The sequence below is a fragment of the Catenulispora acidiphila DSM 44928 genome, assembly GCF_000024025.1.
GTDB classification, from domain to species: domain Bacteria; phylum Actinomycetota; class Actinomycetes; order Streptomycetales; family Catenulisporaceae; genus Catenulispora; species Catenulispora acidiphila.
In genome coordinates, this window is the sequence record NC_013131.1 from 5,945,344 (window position 1) to 5,958,054 (window position 12,711).

Genomic DNA, 12,711 nt, shown 5'->3' on the forward strand with positions numbered 1-12,711 from the left:
GCTAAGCCGCCACAGGCGGGTACCACACCCCGAACCACTGGTCGGCGCCGTACTCCTCGAAGCGGTCGACCTCGGCGAAGCCCAGCTTGGCGGCCAGGCGCCGGGAGGGGTCGTTGGCAGCCTGCGTGCACAGGACGACCGGCTCACCGGGACGTACGGTGGCGACCCAGGCGAGGACAACCGTGCAGGCCTCGGCGGCGTAGCCACGCCCCCAGGCATGGGGCAGGAGCATGTAGCCGAGCTCAGTCTCGTTCGCCTCGGGACGAACATGCCCGGGGTGCACGGCGGCGCGCCGATCGAGGGTGATCAGACCGATCATGGAGCCGTCCAACTCGATGACGAAGAACCCGAACCGCTGGCCAGGAACCTCCGGCGCGGTGCGTTCGAGCTCCTCGCGCGGCCGCGCGCCGCCGACGTAGGTGCCCACCTCAGGCGAGGCGAACAGGTCGATGATCGTATTCCGGTCGCGGGCTTCAGTCGGGCGCAACACCAGCCGCCGGGTCCTGATCGGATCCGGCGGCCAGGCGGCGCGGTCGGTTTCAGGCATAGGGCGCAACCTACCCCGGGTTCTGCAATGTATTACCAACGGCCGATTCACCATGGGCGATGCGGGAGGCTGGAGGGTGGAGGCTTCCTGTGGCGCGATCCTGATCAGATGCCCGGACAAGCACGCTCAGGAGCAATCCACCCACGCGACCAGGTCACTGTCATTCTCGGTGCCGGTCACGTGGATCACACCGAACCTGATGCGCTGCCCGGACGTCGACGGTTTGAGGCAGTCGATCGGACCGCCGTTGTGCCAGCTGTTGTTGCTGTCCTTCCACGGGACCGACCCGAGCCCGAAGCTCTTCCCAGTCCGCGTCCCGTCCAGCGCGATGCCGAACTCCGAGCCGTCCCCGCCGACGATGCTCACCGTGCCATGCAATACCTGCGGAGTGGCGGTATCCGTCGGCAGGCTGCGGCCGATCCACAGACCGACCCCCGCCACAACGATGATGCCGACGGTCACCCCCGCGACCGTCGGCAGTACCCGCTTCGACCCGATCCGCGCGCGTATCCCCATCCGCGCACCATACGTGCGTATCAGCCCTCTGCGGTAGCGGAGGAACCCTGCGCCATCTCCTCGCGCACGGCGTCGGCGAAGGCGTCGATGTCCGGCTCCGTGGTGTCGAAGGAGCACATCCAGCGGACTTCGCCGGTGTGCTCGTTCCAGGTGTAGAAGCGGAAGCGTTTTTGGAGGCGTTCGGTGACGTCGGGGGGCAGGATTGCGAAGACTGCGTTGGCCTGTACCTGCTGGGTGATGGTCACGCCGGGGATGGTGCGTACGGCGTCGGCTAGGCGGGTGGCCATGGCGTTGGCGTGGGAGGCGTTGCGGTGCCACAGGTCGTTGGTGAGGAGGGCTTCGAACTGGGCGGAGAGGAAGCGCATCTTGGAGGCCAGCTGCATGGACATCTTGCGGAGGTACATCACGCCGTGGGCTGCGTCGGGGTTCAGGACCACGATGCATTCGCCGGCCAGGAGGCCGCTTTTGGTGCCGCCGAAGGTCAGGACGTCTACGCCGGCGTCGGTGGTGAATTCGCGGAAGGGGCGGCCCAGGGTGGCGGCGGCGTTGGACAGGCGGGAGCCGTCGAGGAAGACCTTCATGCCGTGCTGGTGGGCGTGGTCGCAGATCGCCTTGATTTCCTCGGGGGTGTAGCAGGTGCCGAGTTCGGTGGACTGCGTGATGGCGACGACCAGGGGCTGGGCTCGGTGCTGGTCGCCCCAGCCCCAGGCGTGAGTGTCGATCAGGTCGGGGGTGAGTTTGCCGTCGGGGGTGGCGACGGTCAGGAGCTTCAGGCCGCCGATCTTCTCCGGGGCGCCGCATTCGTCGACGTTGATGTGCGCGCTGGCCGCGGCGATCACCGAGCCCCAGCGCTCGCTCATCGCGTCGAGGGCGACCACGTTGGCGCCGGTGCCGTTGAACACCGGGAAGGTCTCGGCGCGCGGGCCGAAGTGGCCGCGGAAGATCTCCTGCAGGTGCTCGGTGTAGACGTCCTCGCCGTAGGAGATCTGGTGGCCGCCGTTGGCGACGGCGATCGCCTCCAGGACCTCCGGGTGGATCCCGGCGTAGTTGTCGCTGGCGAAGCCACGGTAGTCGGGGTCGTGGCGGCGGGTGATGGTCACGGTGTTTCCTTGCTTCCTTGCTTCCTTGGGCCTTGGTGAGGCGTCTGCGAGTCAGGGCGCGAGCCGGACGCGGGTCCCGTTGACCTCGGCGGCCGGGCTCGCCCACAGCTTCACGATCTCCGCGGCCAGGTCGTCGACGTGGGTGAAGCCGGGGAACTTGCCTTCCGGCTTGGCTTCCTTCATGGCGTCGGTCAGCAGTGCCTTGACGACCAGCACCACCGCGGCGGCGTTGTCGCCGCGCTTCTTGAAGCCGTCGGCCAGGGCCAGCGTCCAGGCCTCGGCGGCGGCCTTGGCCGCGCCGTAGGCAGCGTTGCCGGCGGTCGGGGCGGAGGCCGCGGTCGCCGAGATCAGCACGAAGCGGCCGTCGCCGGCGGCGTCCAGCGCCTCGTGGAACGCCAGCGAGGTGTGCTGCGTGGTCTGGACCAGCAGCTTGTGCAGCAGGTCCCAGTCCTCGAGCTTGGTCTCGCCGAAGCTCTTCGAGCCGCGCCAGCCGCCGACGAGGTGGACCACGCCGTCGACCCGGCCGTGCTCGGCGCGCACGCTCTCGGCGAAGGCCTTGGTCGCCTCCAGGTCCAGCAGGTCCACCGCCGCCGGGACGGCGCGCCCCGGCTCGACCGCGGCCGCCGCGCCCCGCTCGGCGTTCTCCATCGTGGTGTCGACGCCGATGACGGTCGCGCCGGCCGCGGTCAGCGCGCGCACCACCGCGCCGCCCGCCCCGCCGCCGGCACCGGCGACCACGACCACGGACTCGGTGTTCAGGCTCATTGCTGGAAGTCTCCGATCGAAACAGGGTCCGCCGACAGGGGCGCGGGAGCGACCTTAACGCGTCAGGCTGCGAAGCCGGTCGCCAGTCAGCCGGTCAGGCTGCGAAGCAGATCAGCCAGTCAGCCGGTCAGGCTGTGAAGCAGATCAGCCGGTGACGCCCCGCGTCGCCTCGATGACCGGCTTCAGCTTCTTGTTCAGGGCCTCGTAGAACATCGAGAGCGGGAACTCGTCCGGCAGCACCGCGTCCACCAGGCCCTTCGGCGGACCGTCCAGCGGCAGCGCCGAGGCGCCCTGGGCCCAGACCGAGTTCGGGTTCGGCGCGACGTAGCCGGCGACCAGCTGGTAGGCGGCCATCCAGTGCGCGGGCTTGGGCCGGTCGATGCCGTCCCGGTACAGGGTTTCGACCTCGGTGGCCAGCTCGATCACCGCGTCGGCGATCCGGGCCCAGTCCACGGCCAGCCGGTTGTCGGTCCAGTGGATCAGCCCGTGCCGGTGCAGGTAGGCGAACAGCAGCTGCCCGCCGAGACCGTCGTAGTTGCGGACCCGGCCGCCGGTGATCGGGAAGCGGAACAGGCGGTCGAACAGGATCGTGTACTGGACCAGGCGCGCGTGCGAGGCGCCGGGACCGGCGTCGCGCTCGAGGGTCACCGCGGCGCGGAACGCCGTCAGGTCGCAGCGCAGTTCCTCCAGCGAGTACAGGAAGTACGGCATCCGCTGCTTGATCATGAACGGGTCGAACGGCAGGTCGCCGTGGCTGTGCGTGCGATCGTGGATGAGATCCCAGAGCACGAACACCTCCTGCGTCAGCCGCTGGTCCTCCAGCAGCCGCGCGGCGTCCGGCGGCAGCGACATCTTCAAGGTGGCGGCGGCGGCCGAGGTGACCATGCGGAAGCGCGCGGCCTCGCGGTCCTGCATGATCGCGCCCCAGGTGAACACCGGCGTCTCGCGGACGGCGACGGTCTCGGGGAACAGCACGGCGCTGTTGGTGTCGTACCCGGCGGTGAAGGCGTCGGGCGCGACGAACTCGATCGGCAGGAACTGCGGGTTCGGATACTTCTCCCGCTCCAGCCCGGCGATCCAGTCCGGCCACACGATGCGGATGATCAGCGCCTCGAAGTTGCGGTCCAGGTTGCCGTTCTGCGTGTACATCGGGAACACCACGAGATGCTCGCGGCCATCCTCGCGCTGCGCCGCCGGGTGGAAGGCGGTCAGGGAGTCCAGGAAGTCCGGCACGCCGAAGCCGTCCTCGGCCCAGCGGCGCAGGTCCTTCAGGACGGCGTCGAGGTAGTCGGCGTCGTGCGGGAACTGGGGCGCCAGCTCCTCCACCGCGGCGCCGATGCGCCCGGCCAGGGACTCGGCCTGCGCGCGGTCGTGGCCGGCCTCGAAGTCGATCGAACCGTCCTTGGACTGCAACGGCCGCAGCTCCTCGATGGCCGCCTTCAGGTCGCCGAAGGTGGCCGAGGAGGCGACCGGGTGCTGCCCGGCGTCCGCACCGGCGCGCTTGGGACGGCGCGAAGCCCAGGTGACGGCGTTGATCCAGAGCGTGCGGTGGTCGTAGTCGGCGATCGAGTCGTCGCCGAACATGTCGGAGTCGGCGAACACCGCGACCCGGCCCTTGCCGAAGCGCACGCCGACGGCCAGCGGCCGGTCGGCGGGGTCGGCGGTCGGCGAGGAGTTCAGCAGCGGCAGGATGTCCGCGCCCTCGGCGGTGAACAGGGTCCCGGAGCGGAAGAAACACGCCTCGGCGACGCCGGCCAGCACGTCCTCGGACTCGATCCGGTTCTCCGGCAGCGCGGCGCGCTCGGCCAGCACCCAGCGGGCGTTGCCCTGGTGCCGGCGGGTGGCGTCCTGCACCGTGAAGTGATCCATGCCGACGCCGAACCGGCCGAGCAGCGCGGCCAGGTTGGAGCCGTTGTCCTGCTCGCTGTCGGCCAGCAGGACCAGCCCGCCGCCGGCGGCCACGTAGGCCTGCAGGGTGTCCAGCTCGGCCGGGGTGAGGACCGGCGTCCCGACGCCGGTGGTGCGCTCGCGCGCCGGATCGGCCGGGTGCGCGATCACCAGCACGTCCGAGCCGGACAGCGCCTCGGCGGTGAACGCCCCCTCGCGATGCGCCTCGACGCCGTAGCCGCGCACGCGCAGCAGGTCGGCGGCATACGTGTAGCCGGCGTCGGCCGGGTTCACCGGGTTCATCGCCAGGGCGCGGGCCGGATCGATGGTCCAGGCCTCGCTATGAGCCTCGTCGAACAGGACTCGCAGGATTCCCGTGTGCTGCCGCATGTGTCACCTCGCCGGGGTCGGGATGACGGAACGCGTGATCCGATCATCGGAGGAGCTGTGGAAGAAATCGTGTGACGGCAGTCTATCGAAGAAAATCCTTCGGGTTCAATCCTTGATCGCAGGAGTTACTTGCGAGGAAGGTGGGTAACAGAACGCCTCGGACCCAGGCTGGATCCGAGGCGCGGTGCGGGCAAGTCGGGAGCGGCGATCAGTCGTCAGTCAGCCGTAGTCAGCCGTCGGTCGGTCGTCGGTCAGTCGTCGCTCAGCCGTCGGTCACTCCGCGACGACCGTCAGCACGATCTTTCCGGAGACCCGGTTCGTCTCCCCGAGCTCGTGCGCCTTCGCTGCCTCGGCCAGCGGCAGCTCGGCCTCGACCACCGGGCGCAGCCGGCCGTCGGCGGCCAGATCGCGGATCGCGGTCAGCGCGGCGAGGTCCGGCTCGACCAGCATGAAGTCCGTGGTGACGCCGCGCTCAGCGGCAAGCGCCTTGCGCTCGGCGCTGACGTCGTAGTTCAGTGCCACGAGCGTCCCGCCGGGGTTCAGGATGCGCAGCGAGCGCTCGAAGTAGTCGCCGCCGATCGCGTCGATGACGGCGTCGACGCCGCTCACGGCCTCGGCGAAGTCCACCTCGCGGTAGTCGACCGCCTCGTCGGCGCCGAGGTCGCGCAGGAAGTCGTGCTTGGCGGCGCTGGCCGTGCCGATGACGTACGCGCCGAGCGCCTTGGCGATCTGCACCGCGAGGTGGCCGACGCCGCCGGCCGCGGCGTGGATCAGGACCCGCTGCCCGGGGCGGACCTTCGCGAAGTCGTGGAGCGCCTGGTAGGCGGTGAGGGAGGCCAGCGGGAGCGCGGCGGCCTGGACGTGGGTCAGGTTGGCGGGCTTCAGGACGAACTGGCGCGAGGGCGCGGCGACGTACTCGCTGTAGCCGCCGGGGAAGTGCGGGAACAGGGGCATGCCGAAGACCTCGTCGCCGGGCTTGAGCACGGTCACGCCGCGGCCGACCGCCTCCACCACGCCGGAGACGTCCCAGCCGAGGATGACGCCCTGCTCGGTGGCGCCGTTGCGGCCGGTCCAACCGCCGGAGGAGCGGGTCTTCCAGTCGGCCGGGTTGATGGCGGCGGCGTGGACGCGGACCAGCACCTCCGTCCCGCCGGGCTGGGGCTTGGGGACGCGGGTCTCGGTGAGGACGTCGGCGGAGCCGGCTTCGGTGGCGACGATCGCTCGCATGGTCGCAGGCAGGGTCTGTTCGGTCATGACTCCACGGTCGCGGATCGGGTACCGGTGCCGACAGTGGCCCGATGGCCAACATATGAAAGAATTGGGCCATGGCTCAGATGGCTCGCTCCTGCCTCATCCCTCGGACCGGCGCCGGGACCGGCACAGGGACCGACACCGGCTCCTCCGCCGACGCCGGGCACCCGCGCCACCGCGTCGTGGTCCTCGCCCTGGACGGCGTGATCCCGTTCGACCTGGGCATCCCGGCGCGCCTGTTCGGCGCGGCGCCCGGTCCGGACCTGGAGCCGCTGTACGACGTGGTGACCTGCGGGGTGAGCGCCGGACCGGTCACGACGTCCGGGGACTACTCGCTGTACGTCGAGCACGGCGCCGAGGCGCTGGCCGAGGCGGACACGGTGATCGTGCCGCCGGCCTACCCGATCGTGGACGACCTCGCCGACGGCGCCCCCTTGGCGCCGGAGCTGGCCGCCGCGCTGGCCCGCATCCGTCCCGGGACGCGGAAGGTGGCGCTGTGCACCGGCGCCTACGTCTTCGCCGCCGCAGGTCTGCTCGAGGGCCGCAAGGTGACCACGCACTGGCACCAGGCCGAGCGGATGGAGGAGCTGTTCCCGACCCTGTCAGTGGACCCGAACGTGCTGTTCATCGATGACGGCGACGTCCTGACCTCCGCCGGCGTCGCCGCCGCCATCGACCTGTGCCTGCACATCATCCGCACCGACCACGGCAGCGCGGTGGCGAACGCGGCGGCGCGCGCCTGCGTGGTCCCGCCCTCGCGCGACGGCGGCCAGGCGCAGTACATCGAGCGCCCGGTCCCGACCCCGGCGGCCACCGGCACCGGACCCGCGCGCGCCTGGGCGCTGGAGCGCCTGCACGAGCCGCTGACGTTGCAGGACCTGGCCGAGCACGCGCGCATGAGTATCAGGACCTTCACCCGCCAGTTCCGCACCGAGACCGGCCAGAGCCCCGGCCAGTGGCTCACCGGACAGCGCGTGGACCTGGCGCGACACCTGCTGGAGGCCACCGACCTGCCGATCGACCGGGTCGCGGAGCAGGCCGGATTCGGGACGGCGACCTCGATGCGGCAGCATCTGCGGGCTTCGGTCGGCGTGTCGCCGCAGGCGTACCGGCGGACGTTCGCGCGGACCTGACAGGCGACCTCAGAGGCGACCTCAGTGATGACCACAGAGCCGGCCAGACCAGGAGCGAAAACCGGTCGCGCGACAGCGGTCGCCCGAGGCAGGCTTCGATCATGACCACTCCGCGATTCCTCCCCGGCCTGGAGCTGTCACGGCGCTTCTACCACGAGGCCGTGCTCCCGATCCTCGACGCGGAGGTCCCGGGGCTCCCGCACGCCGCCGCGCGGCTCGGCAGCGGGTCGGAGGTGCTCGGGTTCGACACGGCGCGCTCGGCGGATCACGAGTGGGGTCCGCGGCTCCAGCTGTTCCTGGCGGCGGATGATGTGACGCGGTATCGCGAGCGGCTGATGTCAGCTTTCGCATATCAGCTCCCGAAGACGTTCCTCGGCTACCCGACGCACTTCGAGGCCGCCGGAGGAGACGGCCACATCGGCTCCATGCAGACCACGGACGGACCGGTGCGGCATCGGGTCGAGATCGCGGACGTCGACAGCTGGCTCGCCGGGTGTCTGGGCTTCACGCCGTCGCGCGGTGTGACGACCGCCGACTGGCTGGCCACGCCGACGCAGCGGCTGCTCGAGGCGACATCCGGCGCGGTGTTCCATGACGGGCTCGGGCCGCTCACCACCGATCGCGAGCGGCTGGCGTGGTATCCGGACGACATGTGGCGCTACGTCCTGGCCTGCCAATGGAAGCGCCTCGCCCAGGAGGAGGCCTTCGTCGGGCGCTGCGGCGAGGTCGGGGACGAGCTGGGGTCGGCGGTGGTCGGCGCACGGCTGGTCCGGGACGTCATGCGCTTGGTGCTGCTGATGGAGCGGCGGTATCCGCCGTACAGCAAGTGGCTCGGGTCGGCGTTCGCGCGGACGAGTGCGGCGACCGAGCTGATGCCGCACATGATCGCCGCGCTCGCTGCGACTGATTGGAAGGCGCGGGAGCGGGCTTTGGTCCAGGTCTACGAGCGGGTGGCGGCGCTGCACAACAGCCTGGAGCTGACCGATCGGCTCGATCCGAGCGCCCGGCTCTACTTCGAGCGACCGTTCCAGGTCATCGGGGCGCATCGCTTCGCTGAGGCACTGATGCAGTGCGTCGACGACCAGGACATCCGGGCTCTGCCGACGATCGGCGCCATCGACCAGTTCGCCGACAGCACCGACTTCCTCGGACGAGCGGAGTTCACCCGCGGTGCGATCACCGCTGCGATGGGCGGCACCGCGTAGCTGATCGCCATCAGGCGCGAGCCAGGCTACTGATTGCGATCAAGCGCGAGCCAGGCCACTGATTGCAATTAAGCGCGAGTCAGGCTACCGATCGCGACCAAGCGCGAGTCAGGCTGCTGATCGCCGACCTGTCCCGCGCCGGCGCCTGCCGACCACTGCCATGTGTTCATCTCGCGCCCCACCTGTCCGACCACCGGCAGGGCGTTCAGTCCCGCCCTACACCTGCTCCGCGGCCGCCCCGCGTCCGTGCCAGGAATCCCAGAGTCCGGCGTAAGCTCCGCCGGTCTCGACCAGCTCCTCGTGGCTGCCCAGTTCGGCGATCACGCCGTCCTCGACCACCGCCACGCGGTCCGCGTCGTGCGCGGTGTGCAGGCGGTGCGCGATGGCGATCACCGTGCGGCCCTCGAGGACCGCTGCCAGGGAGCGTTCCAGGTGGCGGGCGGCTCGGGGGTCGATCAGCGAGGTCGCCTCGTCGAGCACGAGGGTGTGCGGGTCGGCCAGGACCAGGCGGGCCAGGGCCAGTTGCTGGGCTTGGGCCGGGGACAGGGTCTGGCCGTTGGCGCCGATCGGGGTCTGGAGGCCTTCGGGCAGGGCCTCTACCCAGGTCAGCGCATCGACGGCGGCGAGGGCTTCGCGGACCTGCTCCTCGGTGGCCTCCGGGCGCGGGAGGACCACGTTCTCGCGCACCGTGCCGGCGAACACGTGGTGCTCCTGATTCACCAGCGCGACCTGGCCGCGCAGGTCCGCGAGCGGGAGTTCGACCAGCGGGACGCCGCCGACGGCGACCGAGCCGACGGTCGGGCCGTGGATGCCGGCGAGCAGGCGGCCGAGGGTGGACTTGCCCGCGCCGGAGGGTCCGACCATCGCCAGGCGCTCGCCGGCGCGCAGGGACAGGTCCACGCCGTGCAGGACTTCGCGGCCGGGGATGTAGGAGTAGCGCACGTCGGTGGCGCGCAGGTCCTCGCCCTCGGGCTGCTCCCCGGAGGCCTGGCGGTCGGCCGGGACGCCGGCCACGCCGAGCAGCCGCGCCAGCGAGGCGCCGCCGACCTGCAGCTGGTCAGCCCAGGCGAGCATCTCGTCGATCGGGCCCATGATCTGCTGCATGTACAGCGTGGCCGCGGTGACCTGGCCCAGGGTGAACGAGCCGTGGACGTAGCCCAGGCCGCCGAACAGCAGCGTCAGCGCGACCGGAACGATGTAGCAGGACTCTGCGGTCGGGAAGAACACGCAGCGCAGCCGCAGCGTGTAGCGCTCGGCGGCGAACTGGCGGCGGATCTCCTCGTCGGTGCGCTCGATCCGGTGCCGTTGCAGGCCGAGCGCCTCCACGGTGCGCGCGCCGTCGACCGTCTCGGCCAGGCTGTCGGTCAGATCGGCGTAGCGCGCGCTCTCGGCCAGGTAGCCCTCCGGCGCGCGCTTCATGTACCAGCGGAACACCACCCCGATCGGCGGCACGATGACCAGCAGCGGCAGCACCGCCCACGGGCTCACCAGCGCCAGGGCGCCGATGGTGAGCAGGACCGTGACGATGGCGACCAGCGTGGTGGGCACCGCGTAGCGCGCGGCCATGCTCAGCATGTCCACGTCCCGCGAGGAGCGCGAGAGCAGGTCGCCGCTGCCGGCGCGCTCCACCACGGACAGCGGCAGCTCCAGGACCCGGGACACGAAGTTCTCGCGCAGCTCGGCCAGCACGCCCTCGCCGAACTTGCCGGCGGCCAGCTTCGCGTAGCGCGTCAGCACGGTCTGCACGATCAGGAACAGCGCGATCAGGGCGACGATGGTGTCCACGTGCCCTGCGGTCGTGCCCTTCTGCACGCCGTCGATCAGCGAGCCGAGCAGCCGCGGCCCGAACAGCCCGGCGACCGCGGCCAGGGCGAACAGCCCGACGGTCAGGACCAGGTCGCGGCCGCGAATGCGGGCGACCCGCGCGGCGTACTGGCGCACCTCGGCAGAGGTGGCGATCGGCAGGGCCTCGCGGCCGCCGGGCTGGGTCGTGGCCGTGGTCGTCGTCGTGGCAGTGGTCGCGGTCACTGGTGGCGCGGGTGCCGCAGCCATGTCAGTCCTCTTCCCTGGTCACAGTGGCCCGGTAGGCGGGCACGGTCGCCAGCAGCTCGCGGTGCCGGCCCTCGGCGGCGGCCCGGCCGCCGGCCAGGAACACCACGCGCTCGGCGCGGTCGAGCATCAGCGGGCTGGTGGTGAACACCACGGTGGTGCGGCCGGTGCGCGCCTGCGCCAACCGCTCGGCGATGCGCGCCTCGGTGTGCGCGTCGACCGCGCTGGTGGGCTCGACGAGCAGCAGCACTTCGGGGTCGGCGAGCAGGGCGCGCGCCAGGCGGAGCCGTTGCTGCTGCCCGCCGGAGAAGGAACGTCCGCGCTCGGTGACCGCGGTGTCCAGGCCCTCGGGCAGCGCCTCGACGATGTCCTCGGCCGCCGCTGTGTGCAGGGCTGCGGTGACACCGCTTTCGTCGGCGGCATGTTCACCGGCACTGCGGGCACCAACCCTGGCCAGCTCCTCAGCCAGCCGTCCGGCGAACAGCCGCGCCTCGTTGTCCGCGACCAGAACCCGCTGCCGCAGCCGGACCAGCGGCATCGACTCCAGCGGTACGCCGTCCAGCGTGACGCCGTCGGCAGCCCGGTAGCGGCCGAGCCGGTCGGCCAGCTCGATCGCCTCGGCCGGGTCGGCGGCGGCGACCGCCGTGAACGACCCGGGCGCCAGGGACAGGCCGGAGTGCTCGTCGGCGAGCGCGCCGGTACCGGCGGTGTCGGCGGCGTCAGCCTTGGAACCGGAGGCTTCGGCGAGCGGGTGGCTCAGTGCCAGAACCCTGACAACCTTCGTCGCCGCGACATGCGCCCGCAGCACCCTGCCCCAGGCCTCGGTGATGGTCCGCAGCGGCAGCACCAGGAACGCGGCGTAGCCGTAGAAGGCGACCAGCTGCCCGGTGGTGATGTCGTGCGACACCGCCAGCCGCGCGGCGAGCCAGGTCACGCCGACCACGAACAGCCCCGGTAGCAGCACCTGCGCCGACTCCAGCACCGATTCCACGCGCGCCACCCGCACCCCGGCGAACCGCAGCTGCTGCGACTGCTCCCGGTAGCGCTCGGCGAACTCCGGCTCGCCGCCGATGCCGCGCAGCACCCGGAGCCCGGCGACGATGTCGTTGGCGCGGCCGGTGAGCTTGCCCTGCAGCGTGCGCACCTCGCCCTGGCGGCGGTGCATCGGCTTGAGGAGCGGCCCGACCAGCGCCATGATCAGCGGCACGCCGATCAGCACGGTGAGCCCGATGCGCACCTCGGTGCTCAGCAGCAGGATCGAGACCAGGATCACGGAGACCACCGCGCCGGCGAAGCGCGCGCTGACGTCCATCGTGCCGCCGATGCTGGAGGTGTCCGCGGTGCCGATGGCCACGACGTCGCCGGTGGCGATACGGCTGGGCAGCGTGGCGCCGAGGTCGGTCGCCTGGCGCGCGGTGAGCTGCACGGTGCGGTAGGCGGCGGTCAGCCAGTTGGTGACCGCGCAGCGGTGCCGCAGGGTCCCGGCCACACCGGTGACGCAGCCCAGGGCGAAGACCACCGCGGACCACCGCCACAGCTCCGCGGTGTCCTTCGCGGTGACGCCGGCGTCGATGGTCTTGCCGATCGCGGCGGGCATCAGCGCCTGGCTGACCATCCAGACCACGCCCCAGAACGCGCCTAAGGCCATCGACGTCCACTGCATCCGTACGAGCCAGATCAAGTACCGGGTCGCCGAGCGCGTGTCGGGTCTGCCGGGGTCGGACTCGGGAAGGCGCCGCATGATCGCCACGGTAATCCGCGCCCGTGTGACCAGCCACTGAATTTACCGCCGTCACCACCGGTGAGGAACCTTCTACGCTGTTCGAGGCTTGACTCAAGGTCCCGAGTCCCGGTTGGATGAGGCCCAC

General features: G+C 71.2%; 10 protein-coding genes. 2 read left to right on the top strand and 8 right to left on the bottom strand.

What is annotated here, in order from left to right; translation table 11 throughout:
• Window position 1: 1 nt before the first annotated feature.
• The 6 genes from CACI_RS25580 to CACI_RS25605 all read right to left on the bottom strand — a co-directional run bounded on the left by CACI_RS25580 (window position 2) and on the right by CACI_RS25605 (window position 6,459).
• Window positions 2-547: a GNAT family N-acetyltransferase gene (locus CACI_RS25580; protein WP_015793761.1), complete on the bottom strand. Its 546-nt coding sequence runs from the start codon at window positions 545-547 to the stop codon at window positions 2-4.
• A gap of 126 nt (window positions 548-673) precedes the next feature.
• A complete protein-coding gene (locus CACI_RS25585; protein ID WP_015793762.1) occupies window positions 674-1,063 on the bottom strand; it encodes a hypothetical protein in 390 nt (129 codons plus the stop codon).
• A gap of 20 nt (window positions 1,064-1,083) precedes the next feature.
• On the bottom strand, window positions 1,084-2,163 hold the full coding sequence (locus tag CACI_RS25590) for a threonine aldolase family protein (protein WP_015793763.1): 1,080 nt from the start codon (window positions 2,161-2,163) through the stop codon (window positions 1,084-1,086).
• A gap of 51 nt (window positions 2,164-2,214) precedes the next feature.
• Entirely contained in the window at window positions 2,215-2,928 is a 714-nt protein-coding gene (locus CACI_RS25595) for an SDR family oxidoreductase (RefSeq protein WP_015793764.1), read from the bottom strand.
• Between the two features lie 144 nt (window positions 2,929-3,072).
• The gene (locus tag CACI_RS25600; RefSeq protein ID WP_015793765.1) at window positions 3,073-5,205 is read right to left on the bottom strand and encodes a DUF6421 family protein; all 2,133 of its coding nucleotides are present in this window, start codon (window positions 5,203-5,205) and stop codon (window positions 3,073-3,075) included.
• A 273-nt stretch (window positions 5,206-5,478) separates the two neighbouring features.
• Window positions 5,479-6,459, bottom strand: coding sequence for an NADP-dependent oxidoreductase (locus CACI_RS25605; protein WP_015793766.1), 981 nt, complete (start codon window positions 6,457-6,459; stop codon window positions 5,479-5,481).
• A 71-nt stretch (window positions 6,460-6,530) separates the two neighbouring features.
• On the opposite strand from CACI_RS25605, the gene CACI_RS25610 reads away from it, so the two are divergent.
• Complete coding sequence (locus CACI_RS25610) at window positions 6,531-7,589, top strand: GlxA family transcriptional regulator (protein ID WP_015793767.1); 1,059 nt, start codon at window positions 6,531-6,533, stop codon at window positions 7,587-7,589.
• A 101-nt stretch (window positions 7,590-7,690) separates the two neighbouring features.
• Window positions 7,691-8,794 (top strand): DUF4037 domain-containing protein, encoded by a 1,104-nt coding sequence (locus CACI_RS25615; protein WP_015793768.1) that lies wholly within the window; start codon window positions 7,691-7,693, stop codon window positions 8,792-8,794.
• 216 nt (window positions 8,795-9,010) lie between these two features.
• Here the strand turns inward: CACI_RS25615 and CACI_RS25620 are convergent, their stop codons facing one another.
• Entirely contained in the window at window positions 9,011-10,846 is a 1,836-nt protein-coding gene (locus tag CACI_RS25620; protein WP_015793769.1) for an ABC transporter ATP-binding protein, read from the bottom strand.
• 1 nt (window position 10,847) lies between these two features.
• Window positions 10,848-12,584, bottom strand: a complete 1,737-nt coding sequence (locus tag CACI_RS25625; RefSeq protein ID WP_015793770.1) for an ABC transporter transmembrane domain-containing protein — start codon at window positions 12,582-12,584, stop codon at window positions 10,848-10,850.
• Window positions 12,585-12,711 lie beyond the last annotated feature (127 nt).